This window comes from Tellurirhabdus bombi, from assembly GCF_021484805.1.
GTDB lineage: Bacteria > Bacteroidota > Bacteroidia > Cytophagales > Spirosomataceae > Tellurirhabdus > Tellurirhabdus bombi.
In genome coordinates this window covers 3,970,776-3,996,697 of record NZ_CP090557.1, presented here as the reverse complement: position 1 = coordinate 3,996,697, position 25,922 = coordinate 3,970,776, and the positions used below count along the sequence as shown (strand labels likewise).

Annotated in this window: 21 protein-coding genes and 1 tRNA gene; 14 read left to right on the top strand and 8 right to left on the bottom strand. The window is 47.7% G+C overall.

The genetic code is table 11. From position 1 onward, the window contains the following. Positions 1-41 precede the first annotated feature (41 nt). From L0Y31_RS16875 to L0Y31_RS16865, 3 genes are read left to right on the top strand one after another with little or no spacing between them, the layout of a single operon-like run. A complete protein-coding gene (locus L0Y31_RS16875; protein WP_234737192.1) occupies positions 42-2,240 on the top strand; it encodes a B12-binding domain-containing radical SAM protein in 2,199 nt (732 codons plus the stop codon). Positions 2,241-2,290: 50 nt separating this feature from the next. Next, entirely contained in the window at positions 2,291-2,512 is a 222-nt protein-coding gene (locus tag L0Y31_RS16870) for a VF530 family protein (RefSeq protein ID WP_234734251.1), read from the top strand. A gap of 20 nt (positions 2,513-2,532) precedes the next feature. After that, positions 2,533-3,768 carry a DEAD/DEAH box helicase gene (locus tag L0Y31_RS16865; RefSeq protein WP_234734250.1) on the top strand — a complete coding sequence of 412 codons (1,236 nt, stop codon included), beginning with the start codon at positions 2,533-2,535 and terminating at the stop codon, positions 3,766-3,768. 181 nt (positions 3,769-3,949) lie between these two features. On the opposite strand, the gene L0Y31_RS16860 is transcribed toward L0Y31_RS16865, so the two are convergent. Next, positions 3,950-4,927, bottom strand: a complete 978-nt coding sequence (locus L0Y31_RS16860; protein WP_234734249.1) for an NAD(P)H-quinone oxidoreductase — start codon at positions 4,925-4,927, stop codon at positions 3,950-3,952. A 466-nt stretch (positions 4,928-5,393) separates the two neighbouring features. On the opposite strand from L0Y31_RS16860, the gene L0Y31_RS16855 reads away from it, so the two are divergent. Further along, positions 5,394-5,477: transfer RNA gene (locus L0Y31_RS16855), tRNA-Leu, on the top strand. Positions 5,478-5,619: 142 nt separating this feature from the next. Here the strand turns inward: L0Y31_RS16855 and L0Y31_RS16850 are convergent. From L0Y31_RS16850 to L0Y31_RS16840, 3 genes are read right to left on the bottom strand one after another with little or no spacing between them, the layout of a single operon-like run. Then, a complete protein-coding gene (locus L0Y31_RS16850; RefSeq protein WP_234734248.1) occupies positions 5,620-6,579 on the bottom strand; it encodes a DUF1735 domain-containing protein in 960 nt (319 codons plus the stop codon). Between the two features lie 8 nt (positions 6,580-6,587). After that, positions 6,588-8,192, bottom strand: coding sequence for a SusD/RagB family nutrient-binding outer membrane lipoprotein (locus L0Y31_RS16845; protein ID WP_234734247.1), 1,605 nt, complete (start codon positions 8,190-8,192; stop codon positions 6,588-6,590). Between the two features lie 7 nt (positions 8,193-8,199). Beyond that, the gene (locus L0Y31_RS16840) at positions 8,200-11,340 is read right to left on the bottom strand and encodes a SusC/RagA family TonB-linked outer membrane protein (RefSeq protein WP_234734246.1); all 3,141 of its coding nucleotides are present in this window, start codon (positions 11,338-11,340) and stop codon (positions 8,200-8,202) included. 1,142 nt (positions 11,341-12,482) lie between these two features. Here L0Y31_RS16840 and L0Y31_RS16835 point away from each other — a divergent pair. The 9 genes from L0Y31_RS16835 to L0Y31_RS16795 all read left to right on the top strand — a co-directional run bounded on the left by L0Y31_RS16835 (position 12,483) and on the right by L0Y31_RS16795 (position 21,639). Further along, a complete protein-coding gene (locus L0Y31_RS16835) occupies positions 12,483-13,604 on the top strand; it encodes a glycerate kinase (RefSeq protein ID WP_234734245.1) in 1,122 nt (373 codons plus the stop codon). A gap of 151 nt (positions 13,605-13,755) precedes the next feature. Further along, positions 13,756-15,381, top strand: coding sequence for an NADP-dependent glyceraldehyde-3-phosphate dehydrogenase (locus L0Y31_RS16830; RefSeq protein ID WP_234734244.1), 1,626 nt, complete (start codon positions 13,756-13,758; stop codon positions 15,379-15,381). A 240-nt stretch (positions 15,382-15,621) separates the two neighbouring features. Then, positions 15,622-16,611 (top strand): c-type cytochrome, encoded by a 990-nt coding sequence (locus L0Y31_RS16825; RefSeq protein WP_234734243.1) that lies wholly within the window; start codon positions 15,622-15,624, stop codon positions 16,609-16,611. A gap of 82 nt (positions 16,612-16,693) precedes the next feature. After that, positions 16,694-17,818 carry a glycoside hydrolase family 130 protein gene (locus L0Y31_RS16820; RefSeq protein ID WP_234734242.1) on the top strand — a complete coding sequence of 375 codons (1,125 nt, stop codon included), beginning with the start codon at positions 16,694-16,696 and terminating at the stop codon, positions 17,816-17,818. 148 nt (positions 17,819-17,966) lie between these two features. Next, a complete protein-coding gene (locus L0Y31_RS16815) occupies positions 17,967-18,953 on the top strand; it encodes an SPFH domain-containing protein (protein ID WP_234734241.1) in 987 nt (328 codons plus the stop codon). A gap of 67 nt (positions 18,954-19,020) precedes the next feature. Next, positions 19,021-20,118, top strand: a complete 1,098-nt coding sequence (locus L0Y31_RS16810; protein ID WP_234734240.1) for a TFIIB-type zinc ribbon-containing protein — start codon at positions 19,021-19,023, stop codon at positions 20,116-20,118. Between the two features lie 76 nt (positions 20,119-20,194). Next, positions 20,195-21,205, top strand: coding sequence for an ABC transporter ATP-binding protein (locus tag L0Y31_RS16805; RefSeq protein ID WP_234734239.1), 1,011 nt, complete (start codon positions 20,195-20,197; stop codon positions 21,203-21,205). Between the two features lie 51 nt (positions 21,206-21,256). Further along, on the top strand, positions 21,257-21,436 hold the full coding sequence (locus L0Y31_RS16800; RefSeq protein WP_234734238.1) for a hypothetical protein: 180 nt from the start codon (positions 21,257-21,259) through the stop codon (positions 21,434-21,436). 20 nt (positions 21,437-21,456) lie between these two features. After that, positions 21,457-21,639 (top strand): hypothetical protein, encoded by a 183-nt coding sequence (locus tag L0Y31_RS16795; protein ID WP_234734237.1) that lies wholly within the window; start codon positions 21,457-21,459, stop codon positions 21,637-21,639. A gap of 23 nt (positions 21,640-21,662) precedes the next feature. Here the strand turns inward: L0Y31_RS16795 and L0Y31_RS16790 are convergent, their stop codons facing one another. Together L0Y31_RS16790 and L0Y31_RS16785 are read right to left on the bottom strand one after the other, a co-directional pair. After that, positions 21,663-22,700: an alpha/beta hydrolase family protein gene (locus L0Y31_RS16790; RefSeq protein ID WP_234734236.1), complete on the bottom strand. Its 1,038-nt coding sequence runs from the start codon at positions 22,698-22,700 to the stop codon at positions 21,663-21,665. Between the two features lie 83 nt (positions 22,701-22,783). Next, positions 22,784-23,560, bottom strand: a complete 777-nt coding sequence (locus L0Y31_RS16785; protein ID WP_234734235.1) for a hypothetical protein — start codon at positions 23,558-23,560, stop codon at positions 22,784-22,786. A gap of 267 nt (positions 23,561-23,827) precedes the next feature. On the opposite strand from L0Y31_RS16785, the gene L0Y31_RS16780 reads away from it, so the two are divergent. Beyond that, complete coding sequence (locus L0Y31_RS16780; protein WP_234734234.1) at positions 23,828-24,394, top strand: hypothetical protein; 567 nt, start codon at positions 23,828-23,830, stop codon at positions 24,392-24,394. Between the two features lie 64 nt (positions 24,395-24,458). Here the strand turns inward: L0Y31_RS16780 and L0Y31_RS16775 are convergent, their stop codons facing one another. After that, the gene (locus tag L0Y31_RS16775; RefSeq protein WP_234734233.1) at positions 24,459-25,424 is read right to left on the bottom strand and encodes a 2-hydroxyacid dehydrogenase; all 966 of its coding nucleotides are present in this window, start codon (positions 25,422-25,424) and stop codon (positions 24,459-24,461) included. After that, complete coding sequence (locus L0Y31_RS16770; protein WP_234734232.1) at positions 25,421-25,915, bottom strand: VOC family protein; 495 nt, start codon at positions 25,913-25,915, stop codon at positions 25,421-25,423. The genes L0Y31_RS16775 and L0Y31_RS16770 overlap by 4 nt, the downstream gene beginning before the upstream one ends. Positions 25,916-25,922 lie beyond the last annotated feature (7 nt).

The following is a 25,922-nucleotide window of genomic DNA, read 5'->3' as shown; positions in this document are numbered from 1 at the left end:
AAGCGTTACCTTTGCGGTTGGAACGAAGCATTGGTAGCGTCTTGGAACAGAACATTTTATTTATTACTCCTCCTTTTACTCAACTTAACACACCGTATCCGGCAACAGCTTACCTGAAAGGGTTCCTGAATACCATGGGGTACGTTTCGCATCAGGTTGACTTGGGGATTGAGGTCATTCTGGATTTGTTTTCCCGGAGAGGATTGCGCGATTTATTCGCTGAACTAGATGCTTCGGACTGCGAATTATCCGAAAACAGCTACCGAATCTTTTCGCTTCGGGACGACTACATCAGTACCATTGAGCCGGTTATCCGGTTTCTGCAGCATAAAAATCCGACGTTGGCGCATAGCATTTGCGACCGGACGTATTTACCCGAAGCTTCTCGATTTGCCCAGCTTGACGATCTGGATTGGGCGTTCGGAACGATGGGCATTCACGATAAGGCGCGGCACTTAGCCACGCTTTACCTCGAAGACCTGGCCGATCTTTTCACCGAAGCTGTAGACCCGCATTTTGGCTTTAGTCGGTATGCCGAGCGCCTGGGCCGTTCGGCAACGCATTTCGATGAATTGCACGAGGCTTTGCTCGCCCCCGATACACGCGTATCCGAAACGTTGACGAAGCTGCTTGAGCAACGCATTCAACAGTGGCAGCCCAATGTTGTTTGCCTGACCGTACCGTTTCCGGGTAATCTGTATGGGGCACTCAAATGCGGTCAATACCTGAAAAAACATTACCCGCACATCGCCGTTATTATGGGCGGAGGATACGCCAACACGGAACTTCGTTCACTGCGGGAGGCCCGCGTTTTTGATTTCATCGACTACATCTGTCTAGACGACGGCGAAGCGCCTTTGCTTTCGTTGCTGGAATATTTGGGTGGGCAGCGGGATCGGGATGGGTTGAAGCGGGTCTATGCGCGCACCGACGGCGTAGTGACGTACTTTAACAAAGCCAAAGAAAAAGACGTACCCCAGCGCGATACCGGGACCCCCGACTACAGTGATTTGCGCCTACTGGATTACCTGTCGGTTATCGAAATTGTCAATCCGATGCACCGGCTTTGGAGCGATGGACGCTGGAACAAGCTGACGCTGGCCCACGGGTGCTACTGGGGAAAATGTTCCTTCTGCGATGTAACGCTGGATTACATCAAACGCTACGAGCCCATGACGGCGGCGCTGCTCTGTGACCGCATCGAAGAAATCATTGAACAGACGGGCCAAAACGGTTTTCACTTTGTCGATGAAGCGGCTCCGCCCGCCCTCATGCGCGATCTGGCGCTGGAAATCATCCGGCGGAAGCTGACGGTTGTGTGGTGGACGAACATTCGGTTTGAGAAGAATTTTACGGCGGATTTGTGCCTGCTCCTGAAAGCATCGGGTTGCATTGCCGTTTCTGGTGGGTTGGAAGTGGCGTCTGACCGGCTGCTTGAGCGCATGAAAAAAGGCGTGACGGTAGCACAGGTAGCGCGCGTGGCCGATGGATTTACGCGGGCGGGCATTATGGTGCATGCGTATCTGATGTACGGTTTCCCAACCCAAACCGCCCAGGAAACCATCGATTCATTGGAAATGGTGCGGCAGCTATTCGAGGCGGGAGTGGTGCAATCGGGCTTCTGGCACCGCTTTGCCATGACGGCGCATAGCCCCGTAGGCTTGCAACCGGCGGAGTTTGATGTCATGCGAATTGGACCGGACGTTGGGCCTTTTGCCGATAATGACCTGGATCATGCCGATCCGCTGGGCTGCGATCATGGCGCTTTTTCGGAAGGGCTGCGGAAATCGCTTTTCAATTACATGCACGGCGTTTGTTTTGAGTTTCCACTAAAGAGCTGGTTCGATTTTAAAACGCCCGCCACAACCATTCCGCGCACCTATATCCAGAACAGCCTGCGTCAGGGAACAGAAAGCAGTCCCCGGCCTAATGCCGTGGTAATTTGGTTAGGAAGTCTTCCAAGTATTTCGGTGGTGGAGGTAAAAAAAGGCAAAAAGAGCGTTGAGCAGGCTGAACTGGTTTTTTACAGCAAGAAAGCTGAATGGGCGATGGAAACCAGTATTCAGCAAGCGGACTGGCTCGAAAATACAATGCCTAAGCTGCTGATCAGCAATCAGGAGACTTACCTATTTGACCAGTTAAAAGCCGACTTCGAACGGGCTGGACTGGGGCCTTTTGAGGTTTGGCAGCAGTCGCCAGCGTGGCGGAGCTTGCGGGAGAATGGACTATTGATTGTGTAAGTAGATCTTGCAGATTGAGTTATATTTGTTCTTTGTTGACCCATTTAACAATGACGAATACGCAACCCAATAATCCGCTGCACGGCAAAACGCTCGAATCAATTCTGATTGAACTAGTCGATCATTATGGGTGGGAGCGACTGGGTTATCGGATTAACATCCGCTGTTTTACGCACGATCCCAGTATAAAATCCAGTTTGACCTTCCTGCGCAAAACGCCCTGGGCGCGTCAGAAAGTAGAAGACCTTTATCTGCGGATGAAGGCAAACTAATCACGCAAAGAACGTAGTTCATGAAGTTTGACGATTATAAAATTGCTCCGGAAATCAAGCGAAATCTGGAAAACCTGGGTTTTAAGCGCCCAACCGATATTCAGTACAAATCCATTCCGCCGATTCTGAAAGGGGAGGACGTACTGGCGATTGCCCAAACGGGGACGGGAAAAACGGCGGCATTTGCCATTCCGGTTATCAGCATGCTCCACGACCGGAAAAGCTCGACCCGAACAGAAGGCATCAAATGCATTGTGATGGTGCCCACGCGCGAACTGGCCATCCAGATCACCGAAGCTTTTGACGCCATCGGGGGGCACACGCACGTAAAGACTTTCTGCGTTTTTGGCGGCGTCGATCAGGATCCGCAGATCACACGCCTGGAAAAAGGAATCGATATTCTGATTGCCACGCCTGGCCGGATGTTCGATTTGGCCAGCCAAGGCCACCTAAAGCTCGACCGCGTCGAAATCCTGATTCTGGACGAAGCGGATCACATGCTGCAACTGGGTTTTCTAAAGGATATTCAGGATTTGATTAAGCGCCTGCCCCGGAAGCGGCAAACGTTGTTTTTCTCGGCTACCATCGACGAAACCATCAAAAAACTGGCTTATTCGATGGTGCATAATGCCATCCGGATTCAGATTTCGCCGGATAATCCAGTCAACAAAAACATCAGCCATTCGGTGGCTTTTGTGGAAATGGACGACAAGCGTTATTTTCTGGAACGGATCATTCGGGAGCATGCAGATAGCAAAATACTAGTTTTTGTTCGTACCAAAGTACGGGCGGAGCGGGTCGCGAAGGCATTGGAACGCATGGAAATCAAGAGCCTGACCATTCACAGCGATAAAGAACAGACAGACCGTCTTTCGGTGATGAAGCAGTTTCGGAGCGGGGCGGCCAAGGTGTTAATTGCCACGGATGTGAGTGCGCGCGGAATCGATATTCCCAACGTGGATTATGTCATTAATTATGACCTGCCGGAGCAGCCTGAAAACTACGTTCACCGGGTCGGACGGACGGGGCGAGGAACGCAGAAAGGTGAAGCGGTGGCGTTTTGCAGTCCTGAGGAAAAGGAACTGTTGAAGGAAATTGAGACCTATCTGAACCGGCCGGTTGATATCCTGGACATTAGCAAAGACGATTACATGGCAACCCGCGACTTCAGCAGCGATATTGTATACGATTTGAAAGCGTTAATGCGAGAAGCGGAAGAGCTAGAAAAAGGGCGGAAAAAGAAAAAAGGGAAATAGTTTTGAGCGAAATAGCTTCACTGTCTAATCATAAATTCTACCACGTTCCGATAAGGGAACCAATCGTTCAGATATAGTGTCTGGGAAATCAGTTCTCAGACACTTTTTTTACGGCTTAGTAGTAAACTCACTGGTCGCTTAATAAACGCGTCAAGCCCGCCTATGTCAGGACGAGTTTATCTTATTTTTCAGTGTCTACGTTAAGAATAATTTTGCCGATATGCTGGCTGCTTTCCATTAATTCCTGGGCTTCGGCGGCTTGCTCAAACGGAAATATTTCATGGACAACAGGTTTTAGAGCGCCCGAGGCAACTAGCGGCCAGACGTGCTTTTCGACATCGGCCGCAAGAGCCGCCTTGAAATCAGCACTGCGAGGCTTGAGCGTACTTCCTGAAATAACGAGCCGCTTGTTCATAACTTCCAGCGCGTTGATTTCAGTTTTGGCACCTTTCATGGCGTTAATAAATGTAAGTCGGCCTTCGGGTTTTAGAATGCGAAGATTTTTAGATGTGTATTCGCCACCGACCATGTCCAGAATAACGTCGATGCCTATTTCTTTTAACCCAGCTTCAAAATCTTCCGTGCGGTAATTGATGCAGCGCGTGGCTCCCAGGCTTTCGCAGAAAGCGCATTTTTCGTCGCTGCCGGCGGTGGCATAGACAATAGCGCCAAAAGCCTTTGCCAGTTGTATGGCGGTAATACCAATACCACTGCTGCCGCCGTGCACTAGGAAGTTTTCGCCGGCTTTTAGACCAGCCTGTCGAAACACATTGTACCAAACGGTAAAAGCAGCCTCGGGGAGCGAAGCAGCCTCTTCGAATGTCAGCGTGGCAGGAATGGGTAAGCAATGGCGTTCGTCAACGGCGACGTATTCGGCATACCCACCACTGCTGATGAGCGCACAAACGGCATCACCCGGCTGCCAAAGACTTGCCTGTTCAGCGCAGGAATCAACAATGCCTGCTACTTCCAGGCCCGGAATTTGTCCTGAGGGATCTGTTCCGCCGTAAGCACCTTTTCGCTGCAGAACGTCGCTTCGATTAAGGCCCGCCGCTTTGATCCGAATCAGGACCTGACCGGCGGCTGGTATAGGCTTCTCAAGCTGCTGAACCTGCAAAACCTGGGCATCTCCGGGGCGAGTGATGACAATAGCTTTCATGTGAAATAGTCAAGTTGGTAAATTGCGTATAGATAAATGGCTTTTTTGAGCAAGACCATTTGTCTATCTCATCATGAAACTACGATTACGCCTTTTCGGTCTGTTGGTTTACTAAATTGTTCTTCTTTCCTATCTACGCAAGCCTAGCGATAACTTATAAGCTATTGATCTTCTAAAAACGCGTTCGATAGTTATGGGCCGATATGCATAGCACATATCTCAAATATTATTACAAAACCATTCGTGAGTCGATGGGAGAGTATAAAGTTAAAATCGGTTAGTAGTACTTTGTTGATTATTAGAAAATTAAGCCTGACTTGAGATGCACTATATATCATAATGCCTTGGACCAAGGGAAAGATAAACAGGCAGCAGTATTTTATAAATGAAAAGAATTTAGAAAAAATTAGGGCTTAGTATTGGAAATAAAGAAAAAGGGCCTACTTTTGCACCACGATTTTAAGACGCCGGGATGGCGGAATCGGTAGACGCGTTGGTCTCAAACACCAATGTCTGCAAGGGCATGCCGGTTCGAGTCCGGCTCCCGGTACTCGTCAAAGGTCGCAATTTGCTGTTTTCAGCGGGTTGCGGCCTTTTTGTTTTTAGATAAAATTACGAACTTGACTCCTTGGAAATAAAAAAGGCGGCTCATCTGAGCCGCCTTTTTTATTGTGTATCAACTTTTAAGAATACTATGGTCTAGGACCCGTGTACTCCCATTTCTCTGTAATGAACAAGATATCAACGCCATTTTGAACCATGACATAGCTGACGTCCATCACCTTTGTATTTCCGCTAATAGTGATCTTATTGACACCTGTTGCATCTAACCGTGCTGTCCGCTTGTTCGCGTTAGAAGGGTCATTTACAGCCACAGAGTTTGTAACCGCAGTTACATTTCCAGCAGCGTCAAACGCGAAGACAGGAGAGAAAGCACCGAAGTAGCTACCGCTGCCGTTGTTATTAAAGCTGAAGAACGGAGTACCACCATTCAGGCCTGGATCAAATAGGTAGTTCGACGTAGCGGACAAGGTTACCAGATCTCTCGTACGAGGGGTGTTCGCCGTAAAAGCAGTGTTCGTCGTGTGGCGAAAGCGTACGTTTGTTACCCGATAACGACCATCAAACTGATTTTTGGCGCCAAAGTTTAGCAAAATTGTACCAAAGTTACCACTTACGGTTCCACTTGAAGCACCTGTAATGGAGATAGGTAGAACATAATTTTTCGAGAAATCGAAATTATTGCTCTTTATCTTCAACTCCACCGTAGCCGTGCGCTGTCCTTTTGGAATGACTACTTGCGTAGGAGCCGTGTAAAGCGTTGCCGGCAACAGGTCAAAGTGTGCGCCTTGCTCCGTGTTGTATTGCGTCACAGCAGCAGGATCAGTTCCAATAGTAACCGTAATGTCTTCCGGAGCCACATGAGCGCCAGAGTAACTAACGGTTACTGGATATGAATTTTCCGGTGCCAAATTAAATGCCTGGGCGTACAATGCATACTTACTACCGTATGGAGAGACAAAGCTACTTGGGTTTTTAAACTCAATGACGTTTGTCGAATTGTCCGGGTCTAGCGACATTTCATCTTTCAAACAAGACGTAAATGCCGTACCCAAAAAGAAAAGGCCAACTATTTTTATGAAATTCTTCATTATTCTGATCAATTAGGGTCCCAAAAAATTCTATCCGAAAACTGATTTACTGCCCGGTAATTAGCCGAGTTAAACGACTGCTCAGACGAAGGATATAAAATCCGAGTTGGTAATCTATCTGGTCTGGGTGAGTTGGATTTGTTCGACGCAATGTTCGTAAATCCGTTACCGGCAGGGTTCGTTTTAGGATAACCTGTTCTGCGGTATTCGTTCCAACCTTCGTCAGAGTTGATCATGTTAAGCGCAATGTATTTCTGCGTAATGATCGCCTCTAACTTCTGCTCGGGGGTAGTTGCCAGAGCAAAATTAACCAGATAACTATTTGCATTGTCCGCTGCATTGGCCGCTTTATAAGCCGCTACATCGGCTGCCACATTTTTCGTTGCTGCCACTACATTAGTAACGTCTTTATACAAGTATGTAAACGACTGTGTAATCCCCTGGTTGAAGCTTTCGGCTACATCACCCGTCAAATAACCTTTAAGACGTGCTTCTGCTTGCAAGAAGTGTGACTCTGCCGCCAGCATAATAGGCTGACCCATGCTTGGGCCTTTTAGAAGGCCCAGTGAGTTGCCAATGCTCGATGCGCTGCTAAATACGCCCGTATACCAAGTTGGATAATTAGTAACTACAGTAGGTGCGTTTGTCTCATTACCTAGTTGATTAACAGGAGTTGTACCCGCCGCAAAATTCTTAAAGGTAACCGAACCACGACCTGTATCTGTCAACTTTTGCCCATTATAAAAACCAAAAACGAATTGAGTTGGAAGCCGTGATGGAGCTAAAGTACCCAAAGCACCTGCAATCGAATAACCGAAAGTATTCCAGAAAGGATTTTGCTTACCATCCTGTTTAACATAACCCGGATTAACGATAGCGTCTGTTGCTAAGAAACCTATGGTTTTGTCCAGAGCTGCTGCTTTCGTCGTAACGAAGGAAGACAGCGCCTGAACGCCTGAAAGACGAACCAGAATGCGTAGCTTCAGGGTATTCGCAAACTGTTTCCAGCTTGTCATATTCCCCGAAAACATGGGATCTGATGACGAGTTCAAGGCAACTGGGCTCTGAGCCTTATTAATGGTTTCAATAGCGCGATCCAACTGAACAATCAAATCCTGATAAATTGTTGCCGCATCATCGTATTTGGGCTGTCGGTTGGCACTGCCCTGCAAAGCTTCCGTATATGGAACGTCATTAAAGGCATCAACCAAGCGCTGGTAGTTTAAGGCCGTCATGATCCGGGCAGTTGCGTTGTAGTAGGCTTGCGCATCTACGCCTTCTGTCTGGTCCATCACGTACTTATAGTCATTCAGGTTATCATAAGTATTTACCCAGATACCATTATACTCCCCTGGAACAATGTTGTAATTGAGCAAAGTGCCAAACCCTGAAAAACCACCCGCATTGGCTATGTACCCACCAAAGTGAGCACCATAGGTATTGTACTGTGACGCCAAGTTGGCCGTACCTGCAATGGCTTGTGGTAATACAAGCTGCGCAGAAGCATTCGTTGCCGAGTTCGGGTTTGTATTAATATCCAGATACTTATCGCAAGAGGAGGTGGCCAGCATTAGCGCGGTCAACCCCAAAAAGATATGACTTTTTTTCATCATTGTTCAATTAGAATGTTAATGATAACGTACCACCGAAATAACGAGCTGGCGGTGTTTGCGATATGGTTGTGAAACCTACTGCATTGCTATCCGTTCCGTTGCTGCTGTATTCAGGGTCAGTGTACAGGTTTGACTTAGGTACCCAGATAAATAGGTTCCGGCCTTGCGCACTCAACGTAGCGCCTTTGATAAACTTCGTTCTTGAAGCTAATAAAGGAGTGAAATCGTAGGACAGAGAGGCTTCACGGAATTTCCAGAAACCAGCCGAGTTCGCGTAGTTTTCACCGATGTTTGTATTACGAGTACCATCCGTCCAGTAGTCAGCGCCACCGCTTCTTACCGCAATGTTTGTGTTTGGTACATACGTCGTGCCGTCAGCAGACAGATAAGATGAGTTAGGAACTACGAAACGATCGCGGTTGTACCAGGCCGTCCGAATACCAGCACCCGAAAAGTCGTACGCTGTTGAAATGGAGTTGTAGATGTAATGGCCATTTCGGTATTCAAACAAAGCCGTGAAACGGAAATTTTTGAATTTGATCGCCGTATTGGCACCCAGAATATGCGGTGGGTTAGTTACACCGACATTGCTAAATGAACCGTTGCTCGCTGGATAGCCTGTGATTGGGTCAACGATGATCCGACCTTGTGGATCGCGATTGTACGTTGTCACCTGCAACATCGGGAATGGTTGACCAACTAAAGCAAGAACTTTGGCAACTGTTCCCTGGGCTCCGTTTGGCAATGATAATTCATTTGCTCCGTCTGCCAATGAAAGCACTTTGTTGCGGTTCAGAGTGTAGTTAGCACCGAAGCTTACTTCCAGACCACCTGCCGTTCTAATTGGCGTAACGTTCAAATACGTCTCAATCCCTTTGTTTTCAACCTCACCTACGTTAGTCCGCAAAATATTGTAACCTGTTGATTGAGGAACGCTTACCTCAATTGTCTGATCAACAGTGTTGGTTTTATACAACGTAATACCACCGTTCACATTGTATTTTTTCAGTTCGAAATCAAAACCTCCTTCAATACCCGTTGTCATTTCTGGTCTCAGATCAGACGATACCAGTGTATTACCCAAACCAAAGCCAGCCCCACTTGGATATGGATAGCCATATGACTGGCTGAATGTTGGAAGCAGTGAATAAGCACCAAAAGTAGTTGAGTTACCTAAATTGACCTGGCCTACTTTTGAGTAACCACCTCTGATTTTCAAGCTCTGCAGCCATTCGTTTGATTGTAGCGCAGGAAAGGCATCCGTAACGATGAACGATACATCAGCAGACGGATAGAAGAAAGACCTGTTGCTTTTCGCCAGTACTGACCGCCAGTCATTTCGACCTGTTACGTGCAGGTAAAGAAAATCCCGGAAACCAAGCCGTGCTTCACCGTATACCCCTGCCTGACGAGCCAAGTAGTTTGCTTCAGAGGCATTTGGGTTGTTCAAGCTGTTACTGATGTTGTAAAGATTATCGATTACAATACCCGTCGCAGATACGTTCACATCTTTTGACTGGTTCTGACGAACTGTTGCGCCCAATACAGCACCCAACGTAAAGTCTTTATTCAGGGTTGTTTTGTATTCAGCGATCAGGTCACTAACCAACTGCGAATTGAAACCACTGTAATCAGCTACAGAACCCGCGATGTCCGTTTTTGAGCTTCCCGAGATGCTCTTGGTATAATCCGTATACGTAAATTTACCCGTTGTCGTTTTTGACGAGTTGTTCCGCGTGCTGATACCTATACGATACGTAATGACTACTGGCTTAATCGGGTTGTATTTTAACTCTAAGTTACCCTGAAAATAATCGTTTCGGGTTGTCCGACGGTTGTTAGCTAGTGTAAAATACGGGTTCTGGAAATACTCGTTAAAGTAACCATTTGGGTTAGCGAACGGATCAGTTTGCCAGTTTTTATATTTCGTTACGTCAACCTGCGCGGGCGACATCAGTAAGTTCTGGTAAGCATTACCAGTCTCGCTGCTTTGATCGTAGCGGTTTGCAATGAAGTTTGTGTTGAAAATAGCCGTCAGATTTTTGTAGATCTGGCGCGTGCTGTTCGCCCGGATGCTATAGCGCTGGTACTTATCACTAGGTACTGTAGACTTCTGATCGAAGTACTGAGCCGACAGGTAATAAGTCGCTTTTTCGTCGCCCGAAGAGATGCTGAAGTCTGTTTGGTTGGCAATCCCCGTATTCCAGAATTTCTCTCTTGAATTCTGCGCAGAGTAAGGAACTGTTTGGATAGAACCATCCTCTAAAGGCTTGCCAATAGTTACCATTTCACCATTGAAAGCAGGACCATACTGTTGGTTTTCGTAGGGAGTATACGTCGGTACATCATCCGGGGTTGTTCCTGAACCAAAACCAGTTTGCAGTTGAGGCAGGTAGCTAACTTTCTCAAAAGTAGTCGTATTTGAGATTTTGACCTCTGTTTTGCCTGCTTTCCCTTTCTTCGTCGTTACGATCAACGCACCGTTGGAGGCATCTGATCCGTAAAGAGCCGCCGCACCCGCACCGTTCAGAACCTGAATATCTTCAATGTCTTCTGGATTGAGGTTACCTAAAATGCTATTTGGCGAGATGATGTTATCAATGATAATCAGCGCTTGGTTGTTACCTGTTAATGAACGGTTACCGCGCAAAACCAAACGGTAGTTAGGGTTAACACCGCCACTAACGGCTGTAATCGTCAGACCTGGAACTTTACCGGATAAACCAGCTGCAATGTTCGTTGGCTTGGCCTGCGTGATTTCCTGCGCTCTAATCGTAGTTGCCTGGTTACCTAATTCCCGACGCTGGGCGGTCAAACCACCGGCAGTTACAACGACTTCGTTCAGGATGTTGGCATCCGCTTCCAGAACAACGTTCATGGTATTGTTTGCCGGAACGTCTACGCGCTTGGTAACGAAGCCAACGAATGAAAACGCTAACGTTCTCGTTCCATTCGGTACACTTAGACTAAATTCTCCATTTCCATTAGTTGTTGTCCCCAGCGTAGAGCCAGGAACCGTAATTGAGACACCGGGCAGAAAAGAGCCATCTTCCGAGGCGGTCACTCGACCGGTAACCCGTCTGTCTTGAGCATAAGCCGATCCCATCAGCAAAATGCTCAATAAGACAAAGAGTAACTTTTGATTCATACTACTTAGTTTATTGGTTAAGAAAACACAGAAATTGGTACTATTTTAAATGGGCTGAACAATGACTAGTAACCGGACAAGTTCGATTCTAAATCGCCATTGCTCTCAACGGCTAGATTCTACAAGCTTTAATCTTACACAAAGCAATAGTCCTTTTCCGAACGTGTTCAAGGATGGAAGGAAGAATTTCTTTATGCTATTACGAGTAAGCCAACCCGGAATATTTACATTGTAAGGACTGATATAGTTAATCTCCAGGTCATATAGGTTACTAATTAAGTACCAAAAATAAGAAATTAGAAATTAATTAGAAGCCTTATTGCTAAAAAAACAGTAAAAGCCATAAGGGAATCGCTCATTTGGGCATAGAAAGTATGGCTCACTTAAATGTAAAGTTGCTTGGAGAAGAAAAGAAAAGTCTGGAATTCAAAATTGTCAGAACTTTTAGAGTTAAGCTAGACCAGCACTGACTGAAGGCTATACATGGATTTTTCCTGATGTATTAGGCTACCGGATGGCTTAAACGTACTGGCTTCAAGGAGTATTCTAAGGCAGAGAATCAAATTAGTCACAAAGCTGACTTTTTTCATGAGGATTCCTAATTGAGATGAAGCGTTATTTTCTACAAAAATAATTATTATTTAGCAATTGATCCTAGTTTGATAACTATAAATTAACCAGAATGCCTAAAAGGAGGAGTAGAGACCTAGATTTTATTCCTAGTACTGATCAGGCCTATTTAGTAGTTGTTTCGTACTTTAACCATAGAAATAGAGGATAGAAAGTATTTATTCCAGTAGCAAAAGAGATGTGAAATACGCCAGGGAGTGTAAAAATGACACTATTAATCAGTATAAAAGATAAATTGCTCCAACCTTTAAATAAGTTTTGGATAGATAAGTCAAAGATTGTTATTTGGGTTATTTACCAAATAATATTCTGTATGTCTCGGTGCTGAGCAAGTAAGCAGGAGTGAAGATAACAGTACCGTAATAAGAGGGCATTGTATAGCAGCCAAAATGTTTCACAAGGCATTTTACGGATCCTTCGTCGAAAATGATGAAAATAAATTTAATGCCATTTAAGAGCTTATTTCTGATAGTGAAGCGACTTATTTTAATACAATTTTAATTTAGTTTTTAATGAAAATAGTGGTAGCACCTGACAAGTTCAAAGGCTCACTAACCGCCAAGGAAGTTTGCACGGCTATGACGCAAGCCATTCAGCTCTCAATTCCGGGTGCTGAAGTGGTAGCAATGCCGATGGCCGACGGGGGAGAAGGAACCGCTGAGTTGCTGACTGAATCAACAACAGGCACTTGGCATGAAGTAACCGTTCAGGATCCGTTAGGACGATCAATAAAGGCGGGTTACGGGCTCTCTGGAGATAAACAAACCGCTTTCGTCGAGATGGCCCAGACTTCCGGCCTGCGTCTGCTTAAACCAGACGAATACGACCCCTTTAAAACGCATACCTACGGGCTAGGTGAACTAATTCGGCATGCAATCGGCGCAGGTGTAAAGCACATTATTCTGGGCATTGGCGGAAGTGCTACGAATGACGCAGGTATGGGAATGGCAATGGCGTTGGGATGGAAGTTTCTGGATAAGGAAGGTCAGGAAATAAAAGCCAGTGGCGGTAGTTTGCCGCTTATTCATGCAATACAACCGCCTGCTAATGAATTAAATGTAAAAGTGGAGGTTGCCTGCGATGTAGACAATCCTTTGTGCGGCCCACAAGGCGCTACCTATGTATATAGCCCGCAAAAAGGAGCCCGACCCGCAGATTTGCCTCTTTTGGATGCGGGAATGGAGCACTGGGCCGCTATTGTTAAAAAGCAGTTTCAGGTAGATCTCGCAGAAGTGCCCGGTGCGGGTGCGGCGGGAGGCGTCGGAGCTGGAGCCTTATTTTTTTTGAAAGCGCGGCTAAAAGCAGGCATCGAGTTGGTTATGGAAAATACAAAGCTGGCCGAAAAAATGGTTGGCGCTGATCTGATCCTGACTGGTGAGGGACGTATTGATCAGCAAACATTAAGAGGAAAATTAATTGCTGGCATAACCAGGCTCGCTCAGGAAAAAAAGATACCTGTTGTTGCCCTCTGTGGGACATTAGCCATAACGTCGGAAGAGATGGATGAACTTGGTTTGAAAAGTGCCTTTTCGATCGTGCCAGGTCCACAAAGCCTGGATTCTGCCGTGCAAAATGCGGCTATCTACCTTAAGCAGACAACGTTACAGGTGCTGAGGTTGATAAAAACGAACTAGAGGAGTGAAAAATCAGGTTTGTAACCATTTCTTTGTAATATTGCGTTCGATTTAGGTTTTTATACCTAAAACCCATCACTTCATCTGTTCCGAGTTCTCTGGAATTTCAATCGCCTGATACAGTAGTATTTACCACCTATTTTATTCCAAAATGAAATCCTTTGCACAGCAATTGGACGTATTTCCGGCTGAAAATCAGATTCCGGAAGAGTACCGCATTACCGAATTACACCAACGAGAGTACCTGATTAACGGGGAAATTCTTCCGTGGGATGGCTCGGTTCAGGAAGTTTTATCACCCGTATACATCAAACAGGAAGGCCGATTGGAGCGTAAGCTAATTGGTAGTTATCCGCTTCCGAATACGGAAAAAGAGGCGATGGAAGCCTTGGACGCTGCCGTAAAAGCCTACGACAACGGGCGGGGTGAATGGCCAACCATGTCGATTGGCGACCGAATCAGTTGCATGGAGAAATTCGTGGGGCGGATGATCGAACAGAAACAACAGGTTGTAAACCTGCTGATGTGGGAAATTGGTAAAACCCTGGGCGACTCCATCAAAGAGTTTGACCGAACGGTTGAGTATATATACGACACAATTGAAGCGTTAAAAGATATTGATCGGGCTTCTTCCCGTTTTCGGATTGAACAGGGAATTATCGGACAGATTCGTCGCTCGCCGCTGGGCGTGGTGCTGTGTATGGGACCGTTTAACTACCCATTAAACGAAACCTATACCACCCTGATTCCGGCCATTTTAATGGGCAATACCATTTTATTCAAGCCGCCAAAACACGGCACGTTATTGCATTATCCGCTGCTGGAAGCCTTCCGCGAATGTTTCCCTAAAGGCGTTGTAAATACCATTTACGGTCGGGGAAATACTGTTGTTCCGGCACTCATGAAATCCGGTAAAATCAATGTGCTGACTCTTATCGGATCTAGCCGGGTGGCTGACCAGTTGAAGAAATTGCACCCGAAAGTAAACCGCCTGCGGGCTGTTCTGGGACTGGATGCGAAAAATGCGGGCATCATTCTCAGCAACGCTGATCTGGAATTAGCGGTGAAAGAATGCTTGCTCGGAACGCTTTCGTTTAATGGCCAGCGTTGTACGGCTATCAAGATCGTGTGGGTGCATCGGTCCGTTGCCGACCAATTCCTGAAACGCCTGAATGAAGAGGTAGATAAGCTAAAGCCCGGCCTGCCTTGGGAAAAAGGAGCACAAATTACGCCGTTGCCCGAGCCGCAGAAACCTGCCTACCTCGCCGAGTGCATTCAGGATGCCGAAGCCCACGGCGCGGCGGTGACCAATGAGGGCGGGGGGATTGTTAATGAGTCCCTGTTTTTCCCAGCGGTGGTATATCCGGTTAATAGCCAGATGAAACTATACCGCGAAGAGCAATTTGGTCCAGTAATTCCAGTCGTTCCGTTTGACGACATTGAAGAGCCGATTGACTACATCATCAATTCTGATCACGGCCAGCAGGTGAGTATTTTCGGAACCGATACTGAAGAAATCGCCCATCTGATTGATCCACTAGTGAATCAGGTGAGCCGCGTCAACATCAATGCCCAGTGCCAGCGCGGACCTGATACGTTTCCCTTCACGGGTCGTAAGGATTCCGCCGAAGGCACCCTGTCGGTGGAAGATGCGCTACGCTCGTTCTCAATTCGGACGGTGGTCGCTACCAAAGATACCGAGGGAAATAAGGAAATCCTGAATGACATCGTTGAAAAGAACCGTTCGCAGTTCCTATCGACGAAGTTTATTTTCTAAGAAAACCCCCTACAAAAACAGGGCAGAAGACACCCGAAACGACGGACGCTTTTCCGTTGGTTTGGGCCGTTTTCTGCCCTGTTTTTTGTTTCAAAAGCCCTGAAAGATAGGGGTAAAGCAACATTTTTGAGTAAACGGTAAGTTCTGGCGCGTAATGCTCGCTTTCTTGCGCTGTCGGCTACCATTCGTTCCATTATTTCCCGTGATCTTTGCATTTTCTCTGAAGGATTAAAAGTACCTATGAAAAAAGCCGTAAAGATCATTGGAATTGGACTGGCGGTTGTGCTGGTCGGAATTGCAGGGGTATTAACCTTTGTAAAGCTGGGGTTGCCCAACGTAGGCGAAGCGCCTGAATTAAAAATTAACCCTAGTGCCGCTCAGATCGAACGGGGGCGCTATCTGGCTAACCACGTCAACGTCTGTATGGACTGTCACAGTAGCCGCGACTGGAGCAAGTTTTCAGGCCCGCCTGTCGCTGGGACGTTTGGGAAGGGTGGTGACCGTTTCGGACCAGAGATGGGCTTTCCCGGAACCTTTTATGCTAGAAATATCACGCCTGCCGGGATTGGCGAATGGACCGACGGCGAAATTTTCCGGGCAATCAGTTCGGGTGTGAAACGGGACGGGAGTGCTATATTTCCCGTCATGCCGCATCCGGCGTACGGACGCATGGATCAGGAAGATGTAAAAGCCCTCGTTGCCTATGTTCGTACGCTGAAACCAATTCAGAATACGGTACCCGCATCAGAAGCGGATTTTCCGATGAATTTTATCTTGAATACGATTCCGCAGAAACCCGATTTCCAGAAGCGACCAGATACAACAAACATAGTAGCTTATGGTAAATACCTGGTTAACGCCTCGGCCTGTATGGATTGCCACACCAAGCAGGAGCAAGGCAAACCGGTAGAAGGCATGTACATGGCTGGCGGGCGGAAGTTTGCCATGCCGGGTGCCGTGGTCACTTCTGCCAACATAACGCCCGATGCCGCAACGGGTTTGGGAAATTGGACAAAGACCGCTTTTATAGCCCGTTTCAAATCTTATGATCCAGCAAGTGGTTATACGCCCCACAGCGTGAAGCCGGGTGAAAAGCAATCCTTAATGCCCTGGATCATGTACGCCGGTATGACGGAGCAGGATTTAGGGGCTATGTACGAATACCTGAAAACGATCAAGCCCGTGCGTAATGAGGTAGAAACCTTCAAAGCGGTTGCTCTAAATCAGTAGCAGGCAAGGCAAAGTTTCCGGCACAATTGCAAACACCTGGACAAAAGACAGGTTTATAACTGGGAACGAACGCCGGATATGCATGAAATTTGAAACAGATCTACTTATTCTTCGTCCGCAAGATGTCGACTTAAAATATTCGCCGTTGCGCCGTTCTATTGACGCGGGAACGTATGTACTGGGAGCCTTCAATCCTGGTTTAGCGCGTCTACCCAATGGGAATTTGCTCATCATGGTTCGGGTAGCAGAGGCGTTACGAAATCCAATTGCGGGCACAAAGATTCACGCTATTCGCTGGGATAAAGATGGTACGTACAAACTCGACGGCTATTCGCTGGAGGATGTAAATGCTGCGGATCCGCGTAAATTCCACCTTTTGAGGGAACATAACGAAACGATGGCCCTAACGTCATTGTCCTGGTTGTTGCCCGTAGAGTTGAATGCGTCTGGGACGGAAATTGTTCAGTTTCATTACGATAAGATCATTGCTCCGCAGAAAACTTATCAGGAATATGGAATAGAAGACGCGCGTATTACCCAGATCGAAGGGACTTATTACATGACTACTTGTTCGGTAAGTGCGGAGCGTCATTCCACGACCCTATATACGTCAGCCGATGGGCTTAATTACAGCCTGCAAGGAATCGTTCTGGATCACCAGAATAAGGACATGCTTTTTTTTGAAGGAAAGATTGGCGGCAAATTTTATGCCTTAACGCGGCCTCTGGGGAGTTTGTATTTTGCCTATGCCCCCGAGAGCCCTTACCATGCCGGTCCTTCAATCAATCTGGCTGAGTCACCAGATGGCTTGCATTGGAAGCCCGTGGATGAACCCTGCATCCGCCCCCGGAAAGGCTCGACCTCAACCATGCGGATTGGGGGGAGTGCGCAACCCATTCTGACTCCGCAAGGCTGGCTGGTGTTGTATCATGGCGTTGAAGTCAGTGGGAAAGTAGGCATTTACCGCACCTTCTGGGCCGTGCTGGATGCCGAGGACCCGACCAAAATTCTGCATCTTGATGATGAAAATCCGGTTCTGGAAGCCAATCCAGACTGGACTGAAAGCCTGAAAATGCAGATGTATCTCTCGGATGTGGTCTTTACAACGGGTATTCTGGACGCGGGTGATCAGTACATCGTTTCATCGGGTGAGTTAGATTTAGCCTGCCGGATTACCCACATTCCTAAAAATTATTTTACCTATTGATAAATGGTTTAGAGGCTATTGAGGTCTAAAATCACCGTTCATAAAAGCGAATCAAGTATGGTTCGCTTTTTTTACGTAGACTTGTATCTCTCCCGAGTGCTTTTAGCGGAAGAAAAAAACGTTTTGGCAAACGGAAAAACACGTAGATATGGGCTTATTCGATTTTATCCGCAACGAATTTATTGAAGTTATCGACTGGGTTGATAACTCGACTGATACGGTTATCTGGAAATTTCCGGATAATGGGAACAACATCAAATACGGCGCACAACTGACCGTGCGGGAATCGCAGGTTGCCGTGTTTATCAACGAAGGGCGCATTGCGGATGTCTACCAGCCGGGGCGGTATGAACTGACAACGCAGAACATGCCGATCATGACTACGTTACGGTCGTGGAAAATGGGCTTCGAGTCGCCATTTAAAGTGGATATCTACTTTGTGTCAACGAAGCAGTTCACCAACCTCAAGTGGGGAACGCAAAACCCGATTATCATCCGCGATCCGGAATTGAAGCAGGTACGCGTTCGGGCATTCGGGGTGTTTGCCTTGCGGGTTGCCGATGCCGGAAAGTTCATCAAGGAGTTCGCCGGAACAACGCCGGTCGTGCGCATCAGTGATGTAGAAAGCCAGCTTCGGTCGGCCATTATTACGAATTTCTCCGATACGGTCGCTGAAGCCGGGGTATCCGTCTTCGACATGGCCCGGAACTATAAAGAGCTGGGCGACAAGCTGCTACCCATGTTGCAGGATAGCTTTACCGGCTACGGACTGGAACTAACCCGCTTCTACATTGAAAATACGAGTCTACCGCCGGAAGTAGAAGCCTTCCTGGATAAAACTACGCAAATGAACATGGTCAATGACATGGCCAAGTTTCAGCAGTTTCAGGCCGGGATGGCGTTGGAAGATGCCGCCGAAAACGGGGGTGGTGTTGGCTCGGCTATTTTGATGGGAGGCTTAGGTAACTTCATGCAAAACTCCAGCGCGGCGAATGCGCAGCCACAAAGCGCGCCGAAAGAAGACAAAGGGCAGGTGATGGAGTTGCTCAAACAACTGGGCGAACTCAAGGCCGCCGGTATTCTGACCGATGAAGAATTTACTGCCAAAAAAGCAGAATTGTTGGCAAGATTATAATTTTTGATTAAAAGTCGCCGGGGCTAGCTCAGTACGTGGTTGGTTCCGGCGGACTTTTGTCCAGCCTATGCAATCCCTAGAACTTGCTGATTTGTTCCGGGCGCCCTGCAAAACCTGCGGGGCGCAATTGAAATTCTCCGCTGAAAAACAGAAACTCGCCTGTGACCATTGCGGCAACACCGAAGATATTGGGTTTACACGCAATAAATTACAGGAAAACCCGCTGGATTTCAAGGTGGAGAATCGGCAGTTGCCCAACGCGCCAACCGAAGAAAAACGGATTTTTGCCTGCCAGAATTGCGGGGCCAAAACCACGGTGAACTACGATGTGCCAACGCTGACCTGCGCCTTCTGCGGATCGAAAAACGTCAATCCTGAAGCGCAGAAGACCAGGCTGATCGAGCCGGCGGGCGTGCTGCCTTTCCGACTTTCGAAAGAGCAGGCATTGCAGCGGTTTAAAACCTGGGTCGGCGATAGCTGGCTGGCCCCCTCGGACCTGAAAGCGGGGGCGGCGCTGGACAACCTGCACGGCATGTACATTCCTTTCTGGACATTCGACGCACAGGCGCATTCGAGCTGGGAAGGCGATGCCGGATTTTATTATTACGTGCCCGTTCAGGTGCGCGATGCGAACGGCAGAACGGTGACGCAGCAACAGCAGCGGGTTCGTTGGGAATACCGCAATGGCAGACATCAGGCTTTTTATGATGACATGCTGGAGATGGCTTCGCGTAAACTAACCCAGCAGGAAAACCACGTTCAGGAAGCCAGTCGGTACGATTTAAAAGAAATTGTTGACTACGATCCTCGAATTTTACTGGGTTGGGAGGCCGAAGTCTACAGCATTGATTTGAATGAAAGTGCCCGAAAAGCGGAGGAACAGATTCAGGAGCGGGAACAAAGTGCCTGTGCCAGCCAACTGGGCGGCGACACCCAGCGGAATCTGCGGGTCCAAACGGAATTATCGAATCAGACCTTCAAGCATATCCTGTTGCCTCTCTGGATATGCTCGTATGTCTATAACGGGAAATTATACCGATTCTTAGTAAATGGTCAAACCGGCCAAATTGCAGGAGAACGGCCAAAATCAGCCTGGAAAATTGCCTTGCTCGTTCTTGCCTTCATTCTGCTGGTTTTGTTTTTTATGTACTTAGGAAAAAAATGATAAGTTTGAGTTAACCTTAGCGTTAATTTGGTAACAAAGGCGTGCTTCAACGTCAATTTCAAATACAATTTAGATAGTGCTTCAGGCAGAACGAGTTAGTAAGTATTTTGGCGATTTAATGGCCGTGCGGAGTGTCACGCTGACTGTAAAGTCGGGTGAGGTAGTTGGGTTGGTAGGGGCAAGCGGTTCCGGAAAAAGTACGTTACTGAATCTAATGGCTGGTTTGCTGGATAGCGATGACGGAGGCGTGTCGTTTAATAACGAACACATACAAGGTCCTTCTGAGCGCCTGGTGGCTGGGCATCCCCAGATAAAACTCGTTCATCAGGAGTACCAGTTGATGCCCAATATTACCATCCGGGAAAACATCGTTTATTCCATTCGTTTTTACGAAAAAGAGTACCAGGAGTATCGCGTTAAGCAATTGCTGGCGCTTTGCCGGCTCGAACACGTAGCGAATCGCCTGCCAAAACAGGTCTCGGGTGGCGAAAAACAACGAACGGCCATTGCCCGGGCCATTGCCGAAAAACCGGCCGATGGGGTACCAACCGCTTTGTTGCTGGATGAACCGTTTAGTCACCTTGATTCGGCTAACCGCGATCTGATCCGCGAGTTGATTCTGGATTTGGTTCGAAATGAAAAAACCGCGTGTTTGTTTGTAACGCACGATGCCGCAGATGCCCTCTCGATCTCTGATCGAATCGGTATTTTGCAAAGTGGTCGGCTGATTCAGCTGGATACGCCGCAGCAGGTGTACCGGTTTCCGCACAATGCCTATGTGGCACAACTAACGGGACTGGCCAACATCATCCGGGCAAAACACTTGCCATCAATGGGTATCCAGCATTCGTTTCACCCAAACGCGACGGTTTGCGTTCGTCCGGAACAGTTGGAAATTAATGACCGGGGATTGTTTGGGGGAATCATCCGACGGATTTTCTTCAAAGGTCATTACTCCGAGGTTCAGATCGAATTAAATCGGTATGCAAAAGTTACCGTAGTGACCGACAAGCCGGAAGGCCTGGCCGTTGGGCAGTTGGTGGGGCTAAACCTGCTGGGTGGTGTGCATTGGTTGCGGGATGGCTAAAACAGTTCTCGGTCCAGAGAGTTATAACCAAATAACAAACAACACAGCGTTATGGAAAGCATAAATCAACAATCGGACGAAGAACGGATGGCACCCTATGGCCAGCATCTGGTAGATGAAAATCACGATGATGTGGAACCGACCGGAGTAGATGATAAATCAATGGGCGAAGAAGGCAACGGCGATGACTACCTGGGAAAATCAAATTTAAAAAGAAAGAACGACGAGTAGGTTGTCATAAAACAAGTAAGATGCCTGGTGATGAGCCAGGCATTTTTTACGTCATAGCCTACCTTTGGCGCATCAATCGAAAAGCATTGGCTCGGTTATTCGTGGATGATCTTCGGTATACGATGCAGGACGGGCAGGAATCACCCTTATTTGCCGCCCTTCTGAGTAAGGCTATGATTCATTTCGCGAATACTCCGCTCTAAACTTAGGCTGACTAGGGAATCGGCTAGTGCTTTGCCAGCCAGTCGAAGTAGTCCTTTTCGACCGCATCGCCGTTGTATGTTTTCTGACTTACTTTTCCCGCCGCATCGTAGGTTAGTTTAAAGAATGTGTGGTCGTGGCTGGGATAGGCTTTCAGCGTCAAATTCTTCTTTCCGCGTCGGGCAAACTCCAGGGGAAGGATGTCGTTGGACGTTGCTCCGACGTCGGCAGTGCCGTACAGAATGCAAATTGGAATTTGGAGCGATAGTAAGTGATCAAGCCCATCGCCGTTTGAAAATGAATAGGTTGTTCGGTAATTATCACCTAGTTTTCGTTCTGTGCCGAGGGAGTCCCGGCAAATTTCCGCCCATTCCTGCTGAAGCGCTTCGATGGAACGCTGGGCCTCTTCGTGGCTAGTCTGTCCGGCAAAGGCTTTAGCCCGCTCCGCTCGGATAATCGATTGAAGGCGACCTTCCAGATTACCCGAAAACGCAATTAAATGAGTAACCTGTTTATTCTGAGAAGCTGTTTTGATCGCCACGTGATACCCTTCCGACCCACCCGTCAAAACCACCTTTGACGGATCAGCCCACGGCTGTTTTAGCACGAAATCCAACACCGCATTCGTCTGGCGGACGTAATAATCCAGGTAATTGCATTCCATGTATTTTTTGGGATACATCTCGGCTTTAGGGTTATTCAAGGTCGAAAATAGCGTGTCGACATACGCCGAATTGACAACGAGGGGTAGGCCCGGTTTGGCAATGGTGATGCTGTAATACTCGTCATGCGCATAGCAAGCGGCTGGCAACTGAATCAGTACAGGGGGCCTGTCAGTAGGCTGCTCAAACAAAGGGATCGGGAGTGAGCCTTGACGAAAAAGAAAAATAGGCTTCTTTTGAAGTAGTTTACCCGGAGGAGTTGTTACGGCAAAGGTCACCGAATCCCCATCGAAGGGAATGGTGAAAACGCTATAATTACCGATAGACCGGGGCGTAGTCTGAGCAGAAGAAGCGTAATAAACAAACGAAAAGAGAGCGGCAAAAACTAAAAATACCTTCATGGAAAAGAGCGCAAGCAACTTGGACGGTACAAAGATGCTGGCTGACTAACGAAGGTAAAAGTTAAAAAAAGTTAAGCCCTGTTTTAACGAATCTGATAGGCAACCGAAATAGACAACGTTGGTATAAACCGGCTTTCAAATTGCTTTTTGATTTCTTCATCTATTAGTGGAAGTATATTGGTTTCGGCAAACTCGCGCAGAAAAGCCGGTTCCAGACGATCCACTTTAGTATTAATTCGGGCTGAGTAAAGCACACCCAAGTCCGTGGAAATGCTTAGTCGGGGAACTTGAGGAATGTAAAAGGTGCGCCCCGCCGACAGCCCCACCTGAGAAAAATGGCCCGTCGGTGTAAGGTCCTGGTTTTCGTAGAAGTCAACAATGCCGGGTAAAATCGGACGCAGGGCTGACGTAATATTTTCGATTGTGCGGGCCTGATCTGGCGCAAACGCTTCGACGAGTCGTTTCGGGGTGCCATCCACTTTGTAATTCAGTCGCTGCCACCAGCCACTCACGCGCCATTTTCCCAGGTGCAGCCGCCCGCCTACGCCGTAGCTGATTGATGACTGCAAATTATCTCGGACGTATTTATAATCGATATCCCTGTTTTCCGGACTGAAATGAGTCAGCATCCATTTGGTATAAGGAACGGAAGGAAAGCCAACCTGCCCGAAAACGGAAAACTGGCGGATGGGCCGAACCTCTACGCCAGCAACGTGCTGGAAAGGAAGTTGTGTGCCAGCATAAATTTGGTAGGTAGCTCGAAAAGGAACCGGTGCAGGTCGGGAAATGGAATCGAATTGAGCCGAAGCGGGCTGAGCCAACCAGGTCAGAAAGCAAATTACAGAGAGAATCCGCGTCATTAGATTTAAGAACCAGCCTATAATTCCAGTCTGGCCGGGAGGCAAATTCATCAGAAACGATTTCTAAAACAAGCTATGCGGAGTGGAAACCCGCTTTTTTCTGCTGAGTGGCCAACAAATAGCAATTCAACCAAGCTTTTTGGCAATTCAGGAGGCTGTCTGGTCGATTGAGTAAGCCCCATTTTGGGAAAAAGGGCCTCATCCATTTTGTTTGTATTCATAAATAAAACAAACAACAACTACTGAACCGCTTCGGCGTAAATAATCATGAAAAAACAGTGTTTTGCGCTTTTAGCGTTCCTATTTCTTTGCATGGCTTGTACTGATAAAGGAGGTAAAGTTGACCCCGAAAACCCAGATAATTCTGGTAGCATAGGTGGTGGAACCGGTGGGGGAGGTGGAAAAATCCCTTCCTCGGTCGTTGGTAAGTGGTCATACGGTGTATTTTCGCCAAGTAACTTCTGGGGATATGACGGAGTCTACAAAGGAAATGCCTACGAGCAGGCGCTGGTCTTTGTGTTCAATGCCAACGGAACGTACGAACAATACGTGATCAACTCGGTCATGGCCTATAACTGCCGAACCGAAGCCTACACCTATTTTAAGGGAAGCGTAAAAGTCAACGAAGCAAACCACACCCTCACCATAACGCCAACGGAAGGTCGGCAACGGGGTTATTATTCCTGCGCTCCTAAAAGCAATATTGATCGGCCTGCAAAAGCCAGTGAGATGAAACAGGAAACGTTCACGTATCAGGTTGACGGTAAGGCCGGAATCAAACTGTCTGATGCTGAAGCCCCCAATGGAGTTTATTTGAAAGCCATTGCTTGGTAACAGAAATATAAAGTGTCTAAAACAAAAAGCCCCGGAAGTTTTTCCGGGGCTTTTTGTTTTCGTATTATTCCTGGAAAAGATCAAGTGCTTCCCGGTTAAAAATACTTCGGGGATCGGGGGTTCCACCCGCCAGGATAGCGACTACATTCTGAACCGTATAAATGCACATCAGCCGGTAGGTTGTAGCCGTCAAGCTGCCTACGTGGGGCGTAATGATGGTTTTCGGATGTTTGGCAAGCTGGTTGTCGGGGGCGGGTGGCTCCTGGCTCAACACATCCGCTCCGAAGCCGCCGATGGTGCCTTCATCCAGCGCCTGCAACAGAGCCGCTTCGTCAATCAACGCACCCCGGGCGGTGTTAATCAGGATGGCATTGGGCTTCATCAGACTTAGTTCTCTGGTACTTAAAATCTGGTCTGTCTCGTCCGTTAATGGCAAATGAACGCTGATAATGTCGGCCTGTTGGAGGACCGCTTCGAAGGAAAGCGATTGATACAGAAGCAGATCCGTGCTTTGTTTGTCCCAGTAAACGATGTTCATGCCAAAAGCCTCGCCCAAACGGGCTACTCGCTTCCCAATATTTCCCATGCCCAAAATACCCAGCGTTTTGCCGGATAGCTCATCGCCCGAAAACTGATTTCGCCAGTTCCAGGCTCCGGCTTTCACCTGCAACGCCGATTCGTAGGTATTTCGCATGAGCATGAGCATCAGCGTCAGCGCGTGTTCGGCAATGGTGCCCGCATTGGAGCCAGGCGCATTCACCACTTTCACGCCCCGTTCGGTCGCCGCCTGAACATCCACATTATCCAAACCGACACCGCAGCGAGCCACTACTTCCAGGGCTGGGCAGGCATCCAGTAAAGCCGGGTTGATCTGGCCTTTTCCACGAGTGATGACAGCATGAATTTCTTCTGTTTCAAGAATGTCAGCCAGTGACCGCGCTTCGTAAGCGGGTATCACACGGGTATTCTCGTCCAGCAAACTCAAGGCTTCGTCGGCGATGGTTTCCAGCAGTAAGACCGTTTTTTTCATGAATTGCTGCTGTGGTACAAGGTCGCGTTGTCGGAGCGTTCACCCCGGAAATCGTTGCGATTGGAGACGTATAAACCATCGGCATATAACTCATCTTCCAGAATGGCCGGATCAACTTCACTACCCGGTTTAGACGAAATTTCGACCAGATTGCCCGACGGGTCGCGAACGAACATCTGCATGGCGCCATCCGGTAGTTTGCGCACTTTCCCCCAGGGACTTACGTCCACAACGCCCAGCTCTTTCATGCGGTAAAAAAGGCTGTTGAAATCATCGACTTGCACACAAATATGACCCCGGAACGAAGGCGTATCTTCCCACTCAGAAATATGAAGTTGCTGCTCTTCGTTGAATTTGAAGAACATAACGGGATAATCGAAATTAAAAGCGGGCAAAGCTTCCAACCCTAATTCGTTGGCATAAAATTCTCCGGCTTTTTCCAGGTTGTTAACAATGAGGGTAACGTGATTGATTTTTAAAGCGCGTGCCATAGTGTTA

What these genes read in the sequence shown, in the direction of transcription:
- L0Y31_RS16870 (WP_234734251.1), top strand. Translation starts at nt 2,291, where the DNA reads ATGACGAATACGCAACCCAATAATCCGCTGCACGGCAAAACGCTCGAA.
- L0Y31_RS16865 (WP_234734250.1), top strand. Translation starts at nt 2,533, where the DNA reads ATGAAGTTTGACGATTATAAAATTGCTCCGGAAATCAAGCGAAATCTG.
- L0Y31_RS16860 (WP_234734249.1), bottom strand. Translation starts at nt 4,927, where the DNA reads ATGAAAGCTATTGTCATCACTCGCCCCGGAGATGCCCAGGTTTTGCAG.
- L0Y31_RS16850 (WP_234734248.1), bottom strand. Translation starts at nt 6,579, where the DNA reads ATGAAGAATTTCATAAAAATAGTTGGCCTTTTCTTTTTGGGTACGGCA.
- L0Y31_RS16845 (WP_234734247.1), bottom strand. Translation starts at nt 8,192, where the DNA reads ATGATGAAAAAAAGTCATATCTTTTTGGGGTTGACCGCGCTAATGCTG.
- L0Y31_RS16840 (WP_234734246.1), bottom strand. Translation starts at nt 11,340, where the DNA reads ATGAATCAAAAGTTACTCTTTGTCTTATTGAGCATTTTGCTGATGGGA.
- L0Y31_RS16835 (WP_234734245.1), top strand. Translation starts at nt 12,483, where the DNA reads ATGAAAATAGTGGTAGCACCTGACAAGTTCAAAGGCTCACTAACCGCC.
- L0Y31_RS16830 (WP_234734244.1), top strand. Translation starts at nt 13,756, where the DNA reads ATGAAATCCTTTGCACAGCAATTGGACGTATTTCCGGCTGAAAATCAG.
- L0Y31_RS16825 (WP_234734243.1), top strand. Translation starts at nt 15,622, where the DNA reads ATGAAAAAAGCCGTAAAGATCATTGGAATTGGACTGGCGGTTGTGCTG.
- L0Y31_RS16820 (WP_234734242.1), top strand. Translation starts at nt 16,694, where the DNA reads ATGAAATTTGAAACAGATCTACTTATTCTTCGTCCGCAAGATGTCGAC.
- L0Y31_RS16815 (WP_234734241.1), top strand. Translation starts at nt 17,967, where the DNA reads ATGGGCTTATTCGATTTTATCCGCAACGAATTTATTGAAGTTATCGAC.
- L0Y31_RS16810 (WP_234734240.1), top strand. Translation starts at nt 19,021, where the DNA reads ATGCAATCCCTAGAACTTGCTGATTTGTTCCGGGCGCCCTGCAAAACC.
- L0Y31_RS16800 (WP_234734238.1), top strand. Translation starts at nt 21,257, where the DNA reads ATGGAAAGCATAAATCAACAATCGGACGAAGAACGGATGGCACCCTAT.
- L0Y31_RS16795 (WP_234734237.1), top strand. Translation starts at nt 21,457, where the DNA reads ATGCCTGGTGATGAGCCAGGCATTTTTTACGTCATAGCCTACCTTTGG.
- L0Y31_RS16790 (WP_234734236.1), bottom strand. Translation starts at nt 22,700, where the DNA reads ATGAAGGTATTTTTAGTTTTTGCCGCTCTCTTTTCGTTTGTTTATTAC.
- L0Y31_RS16785 (WP_234734235.1), bottom strand. Translation starts at nt 23,560, where the DNA reads ATGACGCGGATTCTCTCTGTAATTTGCTTTCTGACCTGGTTGGCTCAG.
- L0Y31_RS16780 (WP_234734234.1), top strand. Translation starts at nt 23,828, where the DNA reads ATGAAAAAACAGTGTTTTGCGCTTTTAGCGTTCCTATTTCTTTGCATG.
- L0Y31_RS16775 (WP_234734233.1), bottom strand. Translation starts at nt 25,424, where the DNA reads ATGAAAAAAACGGTCTTACTGCTGGAAACCATCGCCGACGAAGCCTTG.
- L0Y31_RS16770 (WP_234734232.1), bottom strand. Translation starts at nt 25,915, where the DNA reads ATGGCACGCGCTTTAAAAATCAATCACGTTACCCTCATTGTTAACAAC.